We start from the raw sequence: 20,270 nt of genomic DNA on the forward strand, positions 1-20,270 counted from the left end.
TGCCCGTAAAAGCCCGATTGGTGAAGGCTAATACTCAGAGGGGGATAGTCCCCTCTGAGTAAAGTTTCACTTTATAAGACACCTATTCGTTATTGTATACAAAAGATAGGGATAAGAAAATGATAAAATTTTACCTAATTACAACATAATACTTACGATAATTGCAGATAAAATACTAACGAGAGTAGCTCCATATAGTAATTTAAGCCCAAACCTTGCGACAACGTTTCCTTGGTCTTCGTTTAACCCTTTTACTGCACCGGAAATAATTCCAATAGAAGAAAAGTTGGCAAAAGAAACGAGGAAAACAGAAATAATACCAACTGTACGGGGAGAAAGGCTATTGGAAATTTTACTAAGATCCATCATTGCTACAAATTCATTCGTTACAAGCTTTGTTGCCATAATGCTACCAGCTGCGACAATTTCAGAACTTGGTACACCGATAAGAAATGCAATAGGTGCAAATACGTAGCCGATTAATTGCTGAAAAGTAATGCCGAATATAATGAGGAATAGGTCATTAATGCAGCTAATCAATGCTACGAATCCGATGAGCATGGCGCCAACGACAATGGCTACCCGGAAACCATCAAGAATATATTCGCCAAGCATTTCAAAGAAACTTTGCTTTTCACCTTTTATTTCCAAAATATCTTCTTCATCTTTAACGTCGTAAGGGTTAATGATGAGTATGATAATAAAACCGCTAAATAAATTGAGAACGAGTGCGGTTACTACATATTTAGGTTCAATCATCGTCATATAGGCACCTACGATAGACATAGATACTGTTGACATGGCTGATGCACAAAGTGTATAAAGACGGTGTTTTGGAATTTGTGCTAATTGCTTTTTTACCGTAATAAACACTTCTGATTGGCCGACAATAGCGGAAGCGATGGCATTGTAAGATTCTAATTTCCCAAGACCATTTATCTTGCTAAGAAAGAAACCAATCCAATGAATAAAAAATGGTAGTATTTTGAAATGTTGTAATATACCAATTAAGACGGAAATAAAGACAATCGGTAATAATACAGTAAGGAAAAACGACATCTCACCTTTATTTGCAAGACCGCCAAACACAAAGTTTATACCATCAGCAGCATACTCGAGTAGCTTTGTGAAAAGGCTGGAAATGAACCGAATAAGTATGAGACCAATTTCTGTATTTAATAATAAATAGGTTAAAATTAACTGTATAATAAGCATGATGAAAATAGGTTTAAATTTAATGTGTTTCTTATTATTGCTAGCAATATAAGCAAGGAAGAAAACGACGATAAGTCCGACAAAAAAAATGATAAATTTCATAGTAAGCCCCCTAAAAGAAATGTTCTGCTATATATGTTTTTCATTTCAAGGGAGAATATGCATCTTTGGTAAAGAAAGGAATAGAGAAATCATGAATATATGTAAAGTGCATCACGTTGCAATTATTTGTTCGAATTATGAAGTGTCAAAAAATTTTTATACTAGAATATTAGGTTTTAAAGTGATAAATGAAGTATATAGAAAGGAACGCGATTCTTATAAGTTGGATTTATGTGTAGGAGAAGAGTATCAAATAGAATTATTTTCATTTCCAAGTCCGCCTGAGCGCCCAAGTTTTCCAGAAGCAGCTGGACTTAGACATTTAGCATTTGCAGTTATAAATATAGAAGAAGCTGTGACGCATTTAAATCAATGTGGTGTTGAGACGGAATCGATACGTATTGATGAAATAACGGGGAAGAAATTCGTCTTTTTCCAAGATCCTGACGGTTTACCTTTAGAATTGTATGAGGTTTGAAAATTGGTGAATTTTATATAGGGTTGCTTTCTAATAATTGAAGAAACTAAAGTGAAACTTCTTTTTAAAAGGAGGTGTAACTTTAGCTAAGAAAGCTAAAGGACATATGTGGATATTTTAAAATTATTGATGGTAGCCATTCTTATTGCATTAACAGCTTTTTTTGTGGCTGTTGAGTTTGCAATTATTAAGGTGCGTAGCAGTCGCATTGATCAACTCGTTACTGAAAAACGACGAGGTGCATTGGCTGCTAAAAAAGTAACTGCAAATTTAGATGAGTATTTATCAGCATGTCAGTTAGGTATTACGATTACTGCGTTAGGGCTCGGGTGGTTAGGAGAGCCAACTATAAAACATTTACTCGAGCCATTGTTCTTAAAATTACAATTATCTCCTGCCATTGCTAGTACAATTTCATTTATTATTGCCTTTGCAGTGATTACATTTTTACATGTTGTTATTGGGGAACTTGCCCCAAAAACATTAGCTATACAAAGGTCAGAGCAAGTTAGCTTATTATTATCAAAGCCACTAATTTATTTTTACCGAGTTATGTATCCGTTTATTTGGGCTTTAAATGGTTCAGCAAGGCTTGTAACAGGTTTATTTGGGTTACATCCAGCTTCTGAACATGAAGTAGCTCATTCAGAAGAAGAATTAAGGTTAATCTTATCGGAGAGTTATGAGAGCGGAGAGATTAATCAAAGGGAATTTAAATACGTAAATAATATTTTTGAATTCGATAATAGAGTAGCAAAGGAAATTATGGTACCTCGTACGGAAGTTGTAGGATTATATGAGGACGAGCCGTTTGAAACACATATTACAGTAATTGCGCAAGAAAAATATACGAGATATCCTGTATTTGGTGAAGATAAAGATGAGATTATCGGAATGGTTAATGTAAAAGATTTATTTATTCGTTATATGGATGGTAATCGAGAGGAAGAGTGCTCGATTACACCATATACAAGGCCAGTTATTGAAGTATTAGAAAATATCCCAATTCATGATTTGCTATTACAAATGCAAAGAAGACGAATTCCGTTAGCTGTATTATATGATGAATATGGTGGTACAGCAGGCATTGTCACGCTAGAAGATATTTTAGAAGAAATTGTTGGAGAAATTCGAGATGAATACGATGAAGATGAACACCCGCCTATTGAACACATAAGCGAAGGATGTAAAATTGTAGAGGGAAAAGTGCTTATTAGTGAAGTAAATGATTTATTTGGCATACATTTGGTTGCTGATGATGTAGATACAATTGGTGGTTGGATCATGGTACAAAAACAAGTCGTTGCTGAAGGGGATGTTATTGAGAAACATGGCTTTTATTTTAAAGTCCTTGAAAAGGATATGCATCAAATTAAACGAGTGGAGATAAAGAAAGTAGAAGAATGATTTTCTATAAACTTTAATAAAAAGGATATATAGAAAATTAAATGTTTGCGCTTTCAAAAGAGGTGCTATATAGTGAAGGTGGATACTGAAAAATTCTTCTGAATAATATTCGTATTTTGAGATGGCGGATTTTTCAGATAAGGATTTAGAATGAAAAAAGTATAGGTGATGCAAATGATAGCAACGAAGGATATACGTATAGAAAAAGACTTTTTAGGTGAAAAGGAAGTACCAAGTGTAGCTTATTATGGTGTACAAACATTACGTGCCGTAGAAAACTTTCCAATTACAGGATATCGCATTCATCCGTCACTCATTACGGCAATGGCAATTGTGAAAAAAGCGGCGGCACTTGCGAATATGGATACTGGTTACTTAGCTAAAGATATTGGGCAAGAAATTGCGGAAGCAGCACAAGAAATTGTTGACGGAAAGTTCCATGATCAATTTATTGTAGATCCAATTCAAGGCGGTGCTGGAACTTCTATTAATATGAATACAAATGAAGTAATTGCGAATAGAGCATTAGAACGTATGGGATACGAAAAAGGTGAGTATGCGAAAATTAGTCCAAACACGCATGTGAACATGGCTCAATCAACAAATGATGCTTTTCCAACGGGAATTCATATTGCTACTCTTATGATGTTAGAAGAGCTTCTTATTACAATGGAAGAACTTCATGCTGCTTTCCGTACAAAGGCAAAAGAGTTCGATCACGTCATTAAAATGGGGCGTACACATTTACAAGATGCAGTGCCAATTCGCCTTGGACAAGAATTTGAAGCGTATAGCCGCGTGCTTGCGCGTGATATAAAAAGAATTAAACAGTCTCGCCAACATTTATATGAAGTGAACATGGGAGCGACAGCTGTTGGTACGGGATTAAATGCAAATCCTACGTACATTGAACAAGTGGTAAAACATTTACGAACATTTAGCGGATTCCCGCTTGTCGGTGCAGAGCATTTAGTTGATGCAACGCAAAATACAGATGCATACACAGAAGTATCTGCAGCATTAAAAGTATGTATGATGAATATGTCTAAAATTGCAAACGATCTTCGTATTATGGCGTCTGGGCCACGTGTCGGATTAGCAGAGATTCAATTGCCTGCACGCCAACCAGGTTCATCTATTATGCCAGGTAAAGTAAATCCAGTTATGGCAGAAGTAATTAACCAAGTTGCTTTCCAAGTAATTGGTAATGATCATACAATTTGCTTGGCATCAGAAGCAGGACAATTAGAATTAAACGTAATGGAGCCTGTGCTTGTATTTAATTTAATTCAATCTATTAGTATTATGAATAACGGATTCCGTGTATTCCGTGAATACTGTATTAAAGGAATTACAGCAAATGAAGAATTGCTGAAGCAATATGTTGAGAAAAGTGTTGGAATTATTACAGCAGTTAACCCTCACATTGGTTATGAAGCAGCATCTCGCATTGCGCGCGAAGCGATTGAAACAGGGAAATCTGTTAGAGAGTTATGTTTAGAACATGGTGTACTAACAGAAGAAGAATTGGATATTATTTTAGATCCATTCGAAATGACTCACCCTGAAATTGCTGGAGCTTCTTTATTAAAGGATAAAGTGAAACTTTAATCAGTGGGGGAGCATCCCGCGTTAATGCGAGATAAAAAAATAAAACACCGATCCATTTGGATCGGTGTTTTATTTTTTAAAAGATATTAAATACAGCGTTTAATTGAAGTAAGCTAATAACAGCTAAGAAGATTAAGCTATATTTCATTGCTGTTTTAAATAGAGCAGACTCTTTACCAACTAGTCCAACTGCCGCACAAGCAACTGCTACAGATTGTGGTGAAACCATTTTCGCCATTGTACCACCTACTACGTTTAATGCAACGAGTGTAGAAGGAACGATGTTTAATTGATCTGCAGTTACTGCTTGAAGCGGTGCGAATAATGAACCACTTGATACTACTGATCCTGTAATGAATACGCCAATCCATCCTAAGATTGGAGAAAGAACTGGGAATGCATTACCAGTAGAAGAGAATGCAAGTCCAAGTGTAGATGACATACCAGAGTAGTTCTCTACGTAAGCTAAAGCGATAACGCTACAAATTGTATATACTGGAGCTTTTAATTCTTTAATTGTTTCAACGATTAGTTCTTTAATCATTTTACCTTTTACGCGGTAAACGATAAGTGACACGATAATTGCTAATACAATCGCAGTAGTTGTAGAAGAAAATACATCGAATTTGAAAATCGCTGCGAAAGGTGTATCGGCTTTTGTAATTGGTGTAGTTTTCATAACCATATTATGAAGACCAGGGAACTGAATGTTAAATACTAAGTTTGCTAACGCACCATCCGGAGCGAATAAAGCTTTAATCGGTTTTAAATTAAAGATTGTTACGAATGCAGTTAAGAATACGAATGGAGACCAAGCATATAAAATTTGATTGAATGTATGAGCTTCTTTTTCTTCTTGTTTTTCTTCTTTAGTAGAAGATTTTGGTTGCCAAACACGTAAGAATAATGCAAGGGCAATCATACTTACAACGGCTGCGAAAATATTAGTAAGTTCTGCACCTAAGAAGTAAGTTACAAGGAACTGAGTAACTGCGAAAGAAACACCACTTACAAGAATACCTTGCCAAGTTTCTTTAATACCTTTAATTCCATCGACCATGGAAACAAGTAAGAAAGGTAAAATAATGCTAATGAATGGTAAAATAAGAACAGTTTGACGACCTATAGTTAATGCATCAAGTTCAGTTAATTGTGCTGGTACAGTAACTGGAATACCCATAGCACCCATAGCACCACCAGCGATGTTAGCTACTAAACAAATACCTGCTGCTTTTAATGGGTTAAAGCCCATACCTACAAGTAATGCAGCTGTAATAGCAACTGGAACCCCTAGACCAGCTGCGCCTTCTAAGAAAGCACCGAAAGAATAAGCGATTAATAATACTTGTAAACGTTGATCATTTGTAATGCTGGAAATACTATCGCGAATGATGTTGAATTGCTCTGTTTTAACAGTTAATTTGTAAAGGAAAATTGCTGCGATAACGATAGTACAAATTGGATAAAATCCAGATAAAACACCGAATCCGGCAGATGCTACAGCTACAGTTGCTGGCATTTTATAAACAAATATAGCAAGAATAATAGCGACAATCACACTGTAAAGACCAGCGATATAACTTTTCATTTTGAGTCCCATTAAACAAATGATGAAGCAGAAAATTGGAAGTGCTGCGATTAGTGCAGATAACCAAATATTGTTTAATGGGTCATAAATTTGTGTCCAAGTACTCATAATAATGACAACTCCTATCTATTATATGTGAAGAAATTCACATTATTTGTGAAACAATTCACAATCAACTTACATGCTTAGTATATTCTCCTTCAACACTATTGTCAACGTAAAAAAGTATAATTATTCCATAATAGTGTTAAAAGAAAGCTTTGTTCATAAAGTAGACAAAAAGCGCACTTAAATGTATTTGAGTGCGTTTTTTAAAGTGAAACTTTATTCAGTGAGTATTTTGTTCATATGCCATTGTCCCAATAGGTGTATAGTAGATGCCGTCTTTTGTATCGAATATAAAGTTTGATATATTGCACGTATCTGTCCTGTTTGATCTAGTGGGGGAAGGAGTGGTTTATTTCATTATGAGGTTTTGAATAACAGTCCAGCCAAATGTAATATGAATAAAAAATAAGAAGCAAATTCTTAATACTAGAGCATCTCTTTTTACTGAAAATTCCTTTTAGTGTAACAAAGAGGTTAAGTATACTCCAACTACTTTACGGAAGTTTATCAATTATAGACGGTATTTTACAATATCATTACTTTGCGTTTCAATGAGGTGAAAATATAACAAAAAGCCTGATAAAACAACGTTTGCAAGCAAAGTATTTGTAGCCCTTTATTTTGCTTTTTCGTTATATCATATAGTATAATATTCAAAATCAGTAAGGATTTTTTCCTGAATTCTATGCTGATAAAGGTGGAAAAAATTTTCAGCGTTATAGGTTGATAAAGTTATGTCGTAACAGGAAATATAAGAACAGATATATAAATAAATAAAAAGAAAATAAAAACGAAAATGAGGGGAACTTTATGAGCCAAAATCAATTCGAATGTCGTATTTCAGAAGAAGATGTACAAATGTTAAGAGCGTTAGCGCATCCGTTGCGTCTACGCCTAGTAATGGAACTAATGCAACGTGGAACGTGTAATGTAACACAACTACAGGAAGTATTAGAAATTCCGCAATCAACGGTTTCACAACATTTAACGAAGTTAAAGCAAAATAAGGTAGTACGCTTTGAGAGACGAGGATTAGAAGTGTATTATCAAATCCATAATGATAAAGTAAGTGCAGTAGTAAAAACATTATTTTCTTAAAATTTGAATATTATGGAAAAAGACGTGTGGAATATACGTCTTTTTTTATTTGTCAGAAAGGTAGCGAGAGAGTAAATATTAACAGGTGAGGAAGAAATGACTATCAATCAACATGCTGCCTTACGGAATATATTCTAAAAGGAAAAGAAAAAATAGAAAGGAGTGTAGTAAGCAAAAGGAGGGATAGTAGTATGGATGTGCAACGTGTGAAACAAATCTTATCTTCTTCAAGTAAAATTGACGTTACATATGAGGGCGTACCAGTATGGATTGAGAGCTGTGATGAGCAGAAGGGGAGTGCCCAAGTGTATGACGTATCTAATCCTGGTGAGAGCGTTCATGTGGACGTGACGGCTTTAGAGGAGAAATAATAAAAAAGACGCTTCTAATTTTAGAAGCGTCTTTTTGTTATTCCATCATATGTGCAATTTTCTTAGAGAACATAAGAAGTACTAATCCTAGTACGATTACGATAACACCGATGCTTGCAAATACTTCTAAATATCCTAAAGATTGAGTGAAAGCAGCTAATTGTCCTGCTAATAAGTTTGCAAAGCCAGTACCAGCTAACCATACACCCATTAATAATGATGCTAATTTAACAGGAGCGATTGCACTTACCATAGATAATCCAATTGGTGATAAGAATAGTTCACCGATTGTGTGGAACATGTAAGTGAATACAATGAATAGTAAGTTTGCTTTCATTGTAATGTTACCTTCATCGCTACCAGTTTTTAGAACAGCTAAAGTTAAAACTAAGTACCCGACTCCTAGTAAAATCATACCAAAAGCCATTTTTGTAGGGATTTTTAAATCACCATTTTTTGTTTTTGAAAGTTTAATCCATAATGCAGAAACTGGTAATGCTAATAAGATAATGAATAATGGGTTTACAGATTGGAACCAAGGTGTGGGAATTGTAAATCCACCAATTGTACGATCTACGAACTTATCTGTGTAAAGTGTTAAAGAACTACCAGCTTGTTCAAATCCTGCCCAGAAGAATACAACGAAACAAGTTAAAATTAAAATTGCAACAGTACGTTTTTTCTCTTGTGGTGTTAAAGGTTTTTTCTCAACAGCTTTTGCATTTTGTTCTTTAGATTTTTTACCCACAACTGTTGTTCCAGCTGATCCTAAGTAACGAGGTGCTAATAAGTTAAATGCAATCTGCCCAATAATCATACCGATACAAGCTGTTAAGAAACCGTATCTGTAATCTGCGAAGTAACCGCAAATGAATGGAGCGATAAGAGCTCCTAAGTTGATTCCCATGTAGAAGATAGTGAAGGCACTATCACGACGAGAATCGTTGTCGCTATATAATTGACCTAGTAAAGTCGAAATATTTGGTTTGAAGAATCCGTTACCGATAACTAATAATCCTAATCCTAAAAATAGTCCGGTTTTCGTGTTCATTGAAAATAGTACGAAGTTACCAATCGCCATAATGATACCGCCAATAGTAATGGCGTGTCGTTTCGTAATGAAATGGTCAGTTAACCAGCCACCAATAATAGGTGTGAAATATACAAGCATTGTGAAAATACCGTAAATTTGAACTGCAACTGCTTTATCAAAGCCTAAACCGCCGCTTACTAAGCTCGTTGTTAAATAAAGAACTAATAAGCCACGCATTCCGTAATAACTAAATCTTTCCCATGCTTCTGTAAAGAACAACAAGTATAACCCTGGTGGATGTTTTTTTGGTGATTGTTGCTCTCCAGCTTTGTCTAATTTTAAAGCTGCATCCATTTTTGTTTCCCCCTAATCCTGTATAACGGATATTTATGTAATCATTTTAATTTACAAAATATTTAGAAGTCAATAGAATTATATGGAAATAGAAAGAAAATTTCTAAAAAAGTTCTATTTTCTTCAACCGTTATTGTATTTTGCCCTGAAAACTCGATAATAAGCGTTTTCAAATGTAGTAATTGAATTCTAAACGAATTTAAAATAGTGATTAATCAGAAAATTTAGATTAAAATATTTATTCTGATATAGAGAAAATATATTCTATTTACTTTTATAATATAACATATTGGGAATAAAAATACAAAATGAAATAATGTGACACTTCAGTGAAATGAAAAAACCAGCTCCATAAAAGAGGGGAGCTGGTTAGAATAAATTTATTTAACGAAGCGTTTTTCAATGTCGTCTAGTAGCAAGTTAGCAGCCATTACACCGCCAGCTGTATTCCAAATAACATCGTCAACTTTGTATGCTTTTCCGTTCTTTACTGCATTTAAGTTTTTAAATAGAGGATCGTTTATATATTCCTTTTCTAGTTCAGAACCTTTTTTCTCATTGCCTTTATCGAATGTGAAGTAGAATAATACATCGCCATCCATTGCCGAAATACGTTCTTTAGATACGTTACGCTCTGCAAAATCATCTTTATTTTGATCACCAGGACGTTTAAATCCAAGTTCTTTTAAAATAACACCAGAGAATGTATCACCGTGATAAATACGAACATCACCAGGCATAAAGCGTACCATAGAAATTTCTTGATTTACTTTATCACCAAGTTTGCCTTTTAAATCTTTCATACGTGTTTCGTAATCAGCTAAAACCTTTTGGCCTTCTTTTTCTTTATTTAATGCTTTTGCATAAAATTTGAAGTTATCTTTCCATTCACCACGTAATGTTTCTGAGAACACAGTAGGTGCAATTGCTTTTAGTTGTTCGTACACTTTTTCGTGGCGCATTTTGTTACCAATAATTAAGTCTGGTTTTAAAGAAGCAATTGTTTCAACGTTAACTTGTCCTTCATCACCAACAACTTTTACATCTTTCATTTTATCCTTAATATGTGGATACCATGGGTCACCAGTCCAAGACTTTACAGCACCAACTGGTTTCACACCTAATTCAAGTAAAGCTTCAGTTCCTTCATTTGTTAAGATAACTACACGTTTTGGATTAGCAGGAACTTCTGTTTTACCCATTGCATGTTCTACAGTAACCACTTCTTTTTTATTATCTTCTTTTGTAGATTCTTCTTTGTTATTTGATTTTCCACAAGCACTTAAAAGCATTGAAAATGCTAGTAAAAATACAAATACTGTAAACGATTTCTTCCGCATGAAATTCATTATGTACCCCCTACATGTTGAGAATATTTTTCAATAGCAAGCATGATATTAAGCCTTTATCTTTTGATTGTCAATACATATGGCTGAAAATAATTCTCATTTCCGTTGACAATGAGAATTAAGTTGAAATACACTAACAACGTATCATTATACATTGAAGGGGAAACGCTGCATGTTATTAAAAACAAATCGAGCAAAATGGATTGGATTATTTGTTGGAATCATTGCAGTCGTTATTTGTATTTGGGGAAGTATTATTTTCGGATATACAAATACGAGTTGGAAACTAGCATTGGATGCTTTTTTCCATTTTAATGGTTCCAATGAACATATTATTATTCAAAATGTACGTCTGCCTAGGGCGTTAATTGCAGCTAGTGTTGGTGCTAGTTTAGCCATTGCAGGCTGTCTTATGCAAACTTTAACTAAGAATCCACTTGCTTCACCAGATTTTATTGGATTAAATTCAGGCGCTGCGTTCTTCATAGTTGTAGCAATTGTTATCTTTTCCGTGACGTCATTATCGGCTTTCACGTGGATTGCCTTTTTAGGAGCGGCAATTGCAGCTGTACTTGTATTTGCTTCTAGTTCTTTAGGAAAAGAAGGGACGACTCCTCTTAAGTTAACATTAGCAGGTGTCGCGATAAGTGCTTTATTTTCATCATTAACACAAGGGTTGCTTGTTTTGAATGAAAAGGCAATGGAAGAAGTATTGTTTTGGCTTGCCGGATCTGTACAAGGAAGAAAAATAGAAATTTTACAATCTGTATTTCCGTATTTATTAGTAGGATGGATTGCCTCTCTTATGATGGCAGGGAAAGTAAATACATTGATGATGGGAGAAGATGTTGCAAAAGGTCTCGGACAACGAACAATTTTAATGAAATCATTCGTACTACTCATTATTGTATTGTTGTCGGGTGGTTCAGTTGCGGTTGCTGGCCCAATAGGATTTATAGGAATTGTAACTCCGCATTTTGCCAGATTTCTTGTTGGAGTTGACCACAGATGGAGAGTGCCCTATAGCGGATTGTTAGGTGCAATACTATTAATCTTAGCGGATATAGCCGCAAGATATGTCATTATGCCACAAGAAGTACCAGTAGGGGTTATGACAGCATTTATCGGGGCCCCATTCTTTATTTATATTGCACGTAAGAGAGGGCTTAGCAAATGAAGAAGTATATCCCGTTTCGTATAGGAAAAGATGGATTCTCGTTTTTAATGTATAAACGAGCTAGTCTCGTCTTGGTGAGTTTATTAGTAATTTTAATAGGATTATTTTTTGCAAGTGCAGGTATGGGAGATATGAAGATTGCTCCTTATGACGTATGGCAAGCGATTACTGGAAATGGCGATGCGATGTCAAATATGGTTGTAAATAAGTTTCGTATGCCGCGTATTTTAATTGCGATCCTTGTAGGAATTGCACTTGCTGTAGCAGGTTGTATTTTACAAGGGCTCGTTAGAAATCCGCTTGCTTCCCCTGATATCATTGGAATTACAGGTGGTGCAAGCGTAGCAGTTGTACTCTTTTTAGCTATATTTAGTGATAAAAACAATGCGCTAACAGTAAGCATTCATTATATGCCGCTCGCAGCTTTTGCTGGAGCGACGATTGTAGCGCTTTTTGTATATTTATTTGCATGGAAAAATGATGGCTTATCACCGATTAGTCTTGTTTTAATTGGTGTTGGATTTTGGGCGTTAACGAAAGCGGCAACAACGTTATTTATGTTATTAGCACCAATTTATCAAGCGAGCCAAGCAAATGTATGGATTACAGGTACTGTTTACGGCTCTTCATGGCAAAATGTGATGGTACTTGCGCCTTGGGTTCTCATTTTAACGGTAATATCCTTTATCGCTGCTAGACATTTAAATGCACAAGAGCTAGGGGATGATATAGCGGTAGGACTTGGTGTTCCTTTAACGAAGTCGCGTGTATTTATGTTATTACTTAGTACAGCTTTAATTGGTGGGGCGGTTGCCTTTGCCGGAGGGATTGGGTTTGTTGGTTTAATGGCACCTCATATTTCGCGAAGATTAGTTGGTTCTTTATACGGTGCATTACTCCCAGTTGCAGCTATTGTCGGTGCAATTTTAGTACTCGCTGCGGATTTAATTGGGCGCACAATTTTCACACCACTTGAAATTCCAGCAGGGGTATTTACATCAGCAATTGGTGCACCTTATTTTATTTATTTACTTTATAAAAGTCGGAATTCATAAAGGGAGATGAATATGCAAAAAGCATTGGAGACAAAACGTTTGACGCTGTCCTATGGTGAAACAATTATTATCGATGAGTTGGATTTAGAAATTCCAAAAGGTGAAATTACAATCTTCATCGGTTCTAACGGTTGTGGAAAATCAACTTTATTACGTTCACTAGCTAGATTATTAAAGCCAACAAATGGTGATATTTTGTTAGATAATCAAGCGTTACAAAGTATGCAAACGAAGCAAATTGCTCGTCAAATGGCAATCTTACCGCAAGGACCCCAAGCACCAGAAGGGCTTACAGTATTGCAACTTGTAAAGCAAGGACGTTATCCATATCAAACTTGGTTAAAGCAATGGTCAGAAAAAGACGAGGAAATGGTACAGAAGGCACTTGCAGCAACAGGTATGACAGAATTTGCTGAGCGGGATGTGCATGCTCTTTCAGGTGGGCAACGTCAACGTGCTTGGATTGCAATGACGCTTGCACAAGATACAGACATTATTTTACTGGATGAGCCAACTACATATTTAGATATGACTCACCAAATTGAAGTGCTAGATTTATTATTCGAATTAAATGAAACAGAGCAACGAACAATTGTTATGGTATTACACGATTTGAATTTGGCATGCCGTTATGCAGACAACATTGTAGCTATTCAAGATAAACGAATATATGCACAAGGTAAACCAGAAGAAGTTATTGACCAGAAGTTAGTTCGGGATGTATTCCGTATGGAGTGTCAAATCAGTACGGATCCGTTGTTTGGAACACCACTATGTATCCCGCACGGAAGAGGAAGACGATTAGTTAAAGAAGTTGCTCAAGCAATGAGATAACGAAAAAAGACGATGGGGATTCATCGTCTTTTTATTTTTTGCAAGAAAATAATAGAAAGAGGGGAATTCGTAAACGTCGTTCATATTCCTCTTCACTTTGAAAATAGGTTTGATTTGGTGTAGCTTCTTTTAGATTTATAATGGTAAATCCGGCTTGCTGTAATAATGTGAAATACTCTTCCGTTGTACGATGATATTTAATAACTTCTTGGTCAATCCATGGTTCAACCCGTTTGCCTAGTTTAAAATAATCATCGACGAACCAGCTCTTTCTTTTACCACTCGTTTGCAAGCTTTCAAATGAAGAGGTAATAACAGGATGTTGAACGCTAAAGATGAAGGTTCCATTTGTTTTTAAAGTTTTGTACACATTTTGAAAAATGATATGAAGATGTTCAATATAATGTAAAGCGAGTCTAGATGTGACTAAATCAAAAGTGGATGGGGAGTATGTATAATCTTTGAGGTTTATCAAATGAACAGATCCATTTTTATTTTCTAGTTGTTTTTTAGCTTTTTCATACATAAGCTGAGAGCCTTCAATGCCAGTGTAAGAGTGGCATCCGTTTTCTAATAATTCCTCGCCAAACTTAGCATCGCCACAACCTAAATCGAGAATTTGTTTTCCTTTTACATCACCAATGAGTTGAAAGAATGCTGGCTTTTCAATGGATTCATTGGGGCTATTTTCGCAGTATCTTCGTTTCATATATTGCTCAAAAAACGCTTCGTTATTATATACATCAGATTCTGTAAATGCCATGTTTGAAGCCTCCCTAAATATTTTTTTAATTCTATCAAATATGGAATGTAAATGATAGATTTCTTGTAATGAATCATATATAATTAAAATTTGTAAGCGGTTTCTTTAAACTATTTTTCTATAATAAATTCTGAAAACGTGTTAAGCTAGTAGAGGGATTATTAGAACTATTAAGACAATAATCCGCTTACATGAACGATGGGAGGCTTCACGATGTCTAGTAAAACACTTGCGAAATTTTTAGAAGAAAATTTAGAGGATTTAAAATCAAAGGGGCTTTATAACGTAATTGATCCGCTTGAAAGTCCAAATGGACCGATTATTACAATTGGCGGCAAAGAATATATTAACTTATCTTCAAACAACTATCTTGGATTAGCGACTGATAATTGCTTACAAGAAGCAGCGATTGGTGCAATTCATAAGTACGGTGTTGGGGCAGGAGCTGTTCGTACAATTAACGGTACTTTAGATTTGCATATTAAATTAGAAGAAACAATTGCAAAGTTTAAACATACAGAAGCAGCAATTGCTTATCAATCAGGATTTAATTGTAATATGGCAGCGATTTCAGCTGTTATGGATAAAAATGATGCGATTCTTTCAGATGAATTAAATCATGCATCTATTATTGATGGTAGTCGTCTATCAAGAGCGAAAATCATCGTTTATAAACATTCTGATATGGAAGATTTACGCCAAAAAGCAATCGCGGCGAAAGAATCAGGTCTTTACAATAAATTAATGGTTATTACAGACGGTGTTTTCTCAATGGATGGAGATATTGCAAAATTACCAGAAATTGTTGAGATTGCAGAAGAGCTAGATTTAATGACATATGTAGATGATGCACATGGTTCAGGGGTACTTGGAAAAGGTGCAGGTACTGTGAAGCACTTCGGTCTTTCTGATAGAGTTGATTTCCAAATTGGTACATTATCAAAAGCAATTGGGGTAATTGGTGGATATGTAGCAGGGAAACAAAACTTAATTGATTGGTTAAAAGTTCGTTCACGTCCATTCTTATTCTCTACAGCATTAACACCAGCTGATGCAGCAGCTTGCATGAGATCAATTGAAATCTTAATGGAAAGCACAGAGTTACACGATCGTTTATGGGAAAATGGTCGCTATTTAAAACAAGGGTTAAAAGAACTTGGCTTTAACATCGGAGAAAGTGAAACGCCAATTACACCTTGTATTATTGGTGATGAAATATTAACACAAGAATTTAGTAGACGTCTAAATGAAGAAGGCGTATACGCAAAATCTATCGTGTTCCCAACTGTAGCTAAAGGAACAGGACGCGTTCGTAATATGCCTACAGCAGCTCATACGAAGGAAATGCTAGATGAAGCAATTCTTAAATATGAAAAAGTAGGGAAAGAAATGGGCATCATTTAAGTAACGACATCTTTTGAATAGCTTGCAAATGAGGAGTGGGGAAAATGAAAAAAATTCTAGTAACCGGTTCTTTAGGGCAAATTGGTTCTGAACTAGTAATGAAACTTCGTGATGTATACGGCGCATCAAACGTTATTGCAACAGATATTCGTGAAACAGATAGTGAAGTAGTAACGTCTGGTCCATTTGAAACGTTAGATGTAACAGATGGGCAAAAACTACATGATATTGCAAAGCGTAATGAAGTAGATACAATTATTCATTTAGCAGCTTTACTTTCAGCAACAGCAGAAAAAAATCCGTTATTTGCTTGGAATTTAAATATGGGTGGACTTGTAAATGCATTAGAAGCAGCTCGTGAATTAAACTGTAAGTTTTTCACGCCAAGTTCTATCGGTGCATTCGGTCCATCAACGCCGAAAGATAATACGCCACAAGATACAATTCAGCGTCCTACTACGATGTATGGGGTAAACAAAGTAGCAGGAGAATTACTATGTGATTATTATCATCAAAAGTTTGGCGTTGATACGCGCGGTGTACGTTTCCCAGGCTTAATTTCTTACGTAGCTCCTCCAGGAGGCGGAACAACTGACTATGCAGTTGAAATTTATTATGAGGCGATTAAAAAAGGTGCATACACCTCATACATTGCTGAAGGAACGTACATGGATATGATGTATATGCCAGATGCTTTACAAGCGATCATTTCATTAATGGAAGCTGATTCAAGTAAGCTAGTGCATAGAAATGCGTTTAACATTACAGCAATGAGCTTCGAGCCAGAGCAAATTGCAGCATCAATTCGTAAACACATTCCGACGTTTACAATGGATTACGCAGTAGATCCAGCTCGTCAAACAATCGCTGATAGCTGGCCAAACTCTATTGATGCAACAGCAGCAATGAAAGAGTGGGGCTTTAAAGCAGAATACGATTTAGACAAAATGACAGCGGACATGCTGGCTAAGTTAAAAAAAAAGCTCACAGCTGAGTTAGTGATGAATTAATAGGAAGAGCCGATTCTTAGGAATTGGCTCTTCATTCTTTTTGAGAGGGGGAAAATAACATGCAAAGAGTTGATGTCGTATATGCACTAATACATGACGAAGAAACAGATAAAATATTAATGGTACATAATGTAGAACAAAACGTTTGGTCATTGCCAGGCGGGGCTGTTGAAAAGGGTGAGACGTTAGAGGAAGCTCTAGTAAGGGAAGTAAAAGAAGAGACAGGTTTAACTGCTATGGCAGGTGGACTTGTTGCAATCAATGAAAAATTCTTTGAAGAATCCGGGAATCACGCACTACTTTTTACATTTCGAGCGAAAGTACTAACGGGCGAGCTACATGCAGAAGATGAGGGAGAAATTTCTGCGATAGAGTGGGTGGAGCGAACAATCGCAAATGAACGATTCCCATTCTACGATGGAGGATTCGAGTCATTGTTAGAAGTAGCCATTCCATACAAGTTTCAACCAGAAAAAAGTAATTGAACGAGAAAAAGGGGCCAAAAGGCTCCTTTTTTCTATTCAATCGTCTTCAGTAATAGTTTTTTCAGCAATGGTTTAATCTTCAATCGTAAATCTTCAGCATGATTTGCAACTAAGAAGTGATGATTATAAATGTTTTTCATTAATTGATAAGTCGCTTCTTTCGCTTCGCCTTCTTCGATGAAGATACCGATTACTTCCATACCACTTTTACGAGCGAGTTTCACAGCTTCATGCGTATCTAAAATTCCGTCTTGTTGATAGTCTAGGGCAGAAGGTTCACCGTCTGTGAAGACTAATAGAAATTTATGTTTTTCTGGTCTTTTCGCAAGCTTTTCAGAAACGATACGAATAATATATCCGTCGCGGTTATCTTCTTCTTCACGAAGTTGCATAATTTCTGGACCAACGTTTGGTAACGTTGAGTTTTTGTAATTTACAACCTCATGGATAACGTTCGGTTTATCTTCAGGTTTAGCACTAGAAGCATCTTCCCAAAATCCGCTAATAGCGTGCGGGATTTTTAAAGATTTCAACGCTTCATGGAATAAGACAACACTCTTCTTCGTTTCTTCCATTTTGTTATACATAGAACCAGAACAATCCACTAATAGTTGGAATGCAACGTCGAGCTCTTGCGATTCTTGTCCTTTTTTATAAAACATGCGCGGCTGCTTTTCAGTATAAATACGAAGGAATTTCTTCCGAAGTCTTCCGTAGTATTTATCACTATTTGCATTCGTTTTATTTTCAATCGTTTTTTCGATAATTTTCTTTAATTCTTTTACATCTTTATTAACGACTGATTTGATAGCTTGGTAATCTTTTTTCTCGTCAGGATTTGATTTGCGAGCTTCTTTAAATGTATGAGAGGCACCTACATTATACTTACCATATGCACCCTCGCTTTGGCTAGAAGCGTGTGAAGCTCTTGCTTCTTCTGTATCAGCACCATCAAAGTTGGATTGTGTACTTTTTTGAGAAGTACCTTGTACAGAACCAAGTGCTTGATCGCCATCTTCTGATTCACGAGCAGTATCACCCATCATGTTTGTTTTTGTTCCGCTTTCTAATTCAAAGCGTAAAAAGTTCTCGTTTTCGTTATTTTTATTTTCACGATGCCATGTGGAGAAGCTTTCATCCATTTTGTTTTTATTGTCATCGTCATCTATGAGCTGCGTATCATCATTTGCTAAATCTTCAACGCGGCAGTTCTTTTCATCTGCAATGACAGATAAATAAAGCGGAGCATGTCCGAAATAATTGTTAAGCATATCATTTTCAAGAAGCTCCTCTAAGCGGTAGCGAATTTTCTCAACGATATACATAATATCTTCCGTATTACGGGCTTGGAATGTCTCATGCAAAATTACTTCAATTTGCTCGAAATATTCATTGGTAAACATTTCATATTTATCGCTCGTTAATGAAAGGTAACATAGACAAAATAGACGATCACCGTGATAGTTACGAACGCGGTTTATTTCATTTTGTGAGCCGAAGTAATTGCGGTACATTTCTTTTCGGCGTTTAAAAATATGTTTCGTGCCAGGTCGTAAGTTTTTTACGATTTCCTCGACACGTAAATCTTCTAATAGAACAAATAATTGTGTTAAGAACTTCTTTAGGGGCGATTCTTGTAATTCAATCGCGTAAGAACGAATTAAAGCCATGTCCGAGTAATGTTTATTACCAAGTGCTTTTAAGAACACTTCGCTTTTTAATCCGATTACTGTATCTTCTTCTTTTCGATCATCCCAAAAGTGACTAATGACAACCTTTTTTTCAATTTCGTCGTAGTATGCTTTATAGCCATATTCAAGATAGGCATCGTCTTCTTTTAGAAGGGCATACATTAAGTTTTCCATTTGTAGAAACAGCGACGCATCAATTTTTTTGTCACTAAAAATTTGTCTCATGAATTATCCCTCAAAGAAATAACTTTCTGCTAATTCACGGACAGTCATTTGTTCTGTTTCATCATTTAATTTCGCAATAATGCTTCGCTCAATAGCGCGCATAACAGGAATATATACACCTAAATCGCATGCGTCGATAATACCACGAATACTTGCTGCTTCTTCACTTACACGGCCATCACGAGCTAAAGGCATAAGGTCGCTTGCAAATGCAACGAACTTTTCAATTGTTGCAACATCATTTAATTTTGATTCAGATAGTAATAGTTCTTTTAATGTGTCACCTTGAATATAAGGAACTTCAATAATAACAAAACGGTTTTTTAATGCTTCGTTTAGTTCACTTGTCCCAACGTAACCTTCGTTAATCGCAGCAATTACGCGATATTCGTCATCACCGTATACAACTTCTTGTGTAAATGGGTTTGTAATCATTTTACGGTAATCTAGTGCACCGTGAAGAAGTGGTAACGTTTCAGGTTTTGCCATATTGATTTCATCAATATATAGGAAGTGACCGTTCTTCATTGCTTTCATAAGAGGACCGTTAACGAACGTAACTTCAGATGCTCCGTCTTTCGTTTGTAATGTGTTGTATCCTAAAATACCTTCCACATCTAAATCGACAGAACAGTTAATGCTATGCATTGGTTTTTGGAATAAAGAAGAAAGAGTTTCCGCTAGTACCGTTTTACCACTACCAGTTGGTCCTTTTAATAGAATATTTTTGCCAAGAAGAAGTGCCGTAATAGCATCTTCGATAATGCTGTTATCAGATGCTTTATATATTTTAGTACCGATTAAATGAGCATTTTCACCAGCTTCTTGTTTATTCTTTTCATGAATTGTAGAAAGCTGCTGTTTTAAATCAGAATGTATATGAAATTGTTCTAACATGTATTTCCCACCTAA

The 20,270-nt window shown here is 35.7% G+C and carries 18 protein-coding genes; 11 read left to right on the plus strand and 7 right to left on the minus strand.

What is annotated here, in order from left to right:
• Positions 1-138: 138 nt before the first annotated feature.
• Positions 139-1,317: a NupC/NupG family nucleoside CNT transporter gene (locus JDS95_RS15210; protein WP_000668632.1), complete on the minus strand. Its 1,179-nt coding sequence runs from the start codon at positions 1,315-1,317 to the stop codon at positions 139-141.
• A 91-nt stretch (positions 1,318-1,408) separates the two neighbouring features.
• Between JDS95_RS15210 and gloA2 the strand changes: the two genes are divergently transcribed.
• The 3 genes from gloA2 (at position 1,409) to aspA (ending at position 4,813) form a co-directional block, all read left to right on the plus strand.
• A complete protein-coding gene (gene gloA2, locus JDS95_RS15215; RefSeq protein ID WP_001017661.1) occupies positions 1,409-1,795 on the plus strand; it encodes an SMU1112c/YaeR family gloxylase I-like metalloprotein in 387 nt (128 codons plus the stop codon).
• Positions 1,796-1,903: 108 nt separating this feature from the next.
• Complete coding sequence (locus JDS95_RS15220) at positions 1,904-3,202, plus strand: hemolysin family protein (protein ID WP_000353290.1); 1,299 nt, start codon at positions 1,904-1,906, stop codon at positions 3,200-3,202.
• Between the two features lie 174 nt (positions 3,203-3,376).
• A complete protein-coding gene (aspA, locus tag JDS95_RS15225; protein ID WP_000562164.1) occupies positions 3,377-4,813 on the plus strand; it encodes an aspartate ammonia-lyase in 1,437 nt (478 codons plus the stop codon).
• Positions 4,814-4,889: 76 nt separating this feature from the next.
• Here aspA and JDS95_RS15230 read toward each other — a convergent pair whose 3' ends face one another.
• Entirely contained in the window at positions 4,890-6,509 is a 1,620-nt protein-coding gene (locus tag JDS95_RS15230; RefSeq protein ID WP_085451049.1) for an L-lactate permease, read from the minus strand.
• 810 nt (positions 6,510-7,319) lie between these two features.
• Here JDS95_RS15230 and JDS95_RS15235 point away from each other — a divergent pair.
• Both JDS95_RS15235 and JDS95_RS15240 read left to right on the plus strand, forming a co-directional pair.
• Positions 7,320-7,607: an ArsR/SmtB family transcription factor gene (locus tag JDS95_RS15235; protein WP_000081428.1), complete on the plus strand. Its 288-nt coding sequence runs from the start codon at positions 7,320-7,322 to the stop codon at positions 7,605-7,607.
• Between the two features lie 191 nt (positions 7,608-7,798).
• The gene (locus JDS95_RS15240) at positions 7,799-7,978 is read left to right on the plus strand and encodes an acid-soluble spore protein H (protein WP_000383122.1); all 180 of its coding nucleotides are present in this window, start codon (positions 7,799-7,801) and stop codon (positions 7,976-7,978) included.
• 37 nt (positions 7,979-8,015) lie between these two features.
• Here the strand turns inward: JDS95_RS15240 and JDS95_RS15245 are convergent, their stop codons facing one another.
• On the minus strand, positions 8,016-9,365 hold the full coding sequence (locus tag JDS95_RS15245) for a peptide MFS transporter (protein WP_000338302.1): 1,350 nt from the start codon (positions 9,363-9,365) through the stop codon (positions 8,016-8,018).
• A gap of 380 nt (positions 9,366-9,745) precedes the next feature.
• Positions 9,746-10,714: an ABC transporter substrate-binding protein gene (locus tag JDS95_RS15250; RefSeq protein WP_001010273.1), complete on the minus strand. Its 969-nt coding sequence runs from the start codon at positions 10,712-10,714 to the stop codon at positions 9,746-9,748.
• 172 nt (positions 10,715-10,886) lie between these two features.
• On the opposite strand from JDS95_RS15250, the gene JDS95_RS15255 reads away from it, so the two are divergent.
• From JDS95_RS15255 to JDS95_RS15265, 3 genes are read left to right on the plus strand one after another with little or no spacing between them, the layout of a single operon-like run.
• Positions 10,887-11,891: a FecCD family ABC transporter permease gene (locus JDS95_RS15255; protein ID WP_000925228.1), complete on the plus strand. Its 1,005-nt coding sequence runs from the start codon at positions 10,887-10,889 to the stop codon at positions 11,889-11,891.
• Entirely contained in the window at positions 11,888-12,946 is a 1,059-nt protein-coding gene (locus tag JDS95_RS15260; protein ID WP_000760041.1) for a FecCD family ABC transporter permease, read from the plus strand. The genes JDS95_RS15255 and JDS95_RS15260 overlap by 4 nt, the downstream gene beginning before the upstream one ends.
• A 12-nt stretch (positions 12,947-12,958) precedes the next feature.
• Complete coding sequence (locus JDS95_RS15265) at positions 12,959-13,780, plus strand: ABC transporter ATP-binding protein (protein ID WP_001167946.1); 822 nt, start codon at positions 12,959-12,961, stop codon at positions 13,778-13,780.
• Between the two features lie 31 nt (positions 13,781-13,811).
• On the opposite strand, the gene JDS95_RS15270 is transcribed toward JDS95_RS15265, so the two are convergent.
• Entirely contained in the window at positions 13,812-14,543 is a 732-nt protein-coding gene (locus JDS95_RS15270) for a class I SAM-dependent methyltransferase (RefSeq protein WP_199690606.1), read from the minus strand.
• A gap of 213 nt (positions 14,544-14,756) precedes the next feature.
• Between JDS95_RS15270 and JDS95_RS15275 the strand changes: the two genes are divergently transcribed.
• From JDS95_RS15275 to JDS95_RS15285, 3 genes are read left to right on the plus strand one after another with little or no spacing between them, the layout of a single operon-like run.
• Positions 14,757-15,947, plus strand: a complete 1,191-nt coding sequence (locus tag JDS95_RS15275; RefSeq protein WP_199690608.1) for a glycine C-acetyltransferase — start codon at positions 14,757-14,759, stop codon at positions 15,945-15,947.
• A 44-nt stretch (positions 15,948-15,991) separates the two neighbouring features.
• Positions 15,992-16,957: an L-threonine 3-dehydrogenase gene (locus JDS95_RS15280; protein WP_000723132.1), complete on the plus strand. Its 966-nt coding sequence runs from the start codon at positions 15,992-15,994 to the stop codon at positions 16,955-16,957.
• A 59-nt stretch (positions 16,958-17,016) separates the two neighbouring features.
• Positions 17,017-17,442 carry an NUDIX hydrolase gene (locus JDS95_RS15285; protein WP_001189951.1) on the plus strand — a complete coding sequence of 142 codons (426 nt, stop codon included), beginning with the start codon at positions 17,017-17,019 and terminating at the stop codon, positions 17,440-17,442.
• A gap of 32 nt (positions 17,443-17,474) precedes the next feature.
• Here JDS95_RS15285 and JDS95_RS15290 read toward each other — a convergent pair whose 3' ends face one another.
• Positions 17,475-19,358: a vWA domain-containing protein gene (locus tag JDS95_RS15290; RefSeq protein ID WP_001248839.1), complete on the minus strand. Its 1,884-nt coding sequence runs from the start codon at positions 19,356-19,358 to the stop codon at positions 17,475-17,477.
• Positions 19,359-19,361: 3 nt separating this feature from the next.
• Entirely contained in the window at positions 19,362-20,255 is an 894-nt protein-coding gene (locus JDS95_RS15295; protein ID WP_000892990.1) for an ATP-binding protein, read from the minus strand.
• Between the last annotated feature and the right edge of the window lie 15 nt (positions 20,256-20,270).

This window comes from Bacillus cereus group sp. N24 (genome assembly GCF_016483345.1).
In the GTDB taxonomy this organism is placed as follows: domain Bacteria; phylum Bacillota; class Bacilli; order Bacillales; family Bacillaceae_G; genus Bacillus_A; species Bacillus_A toyonensis.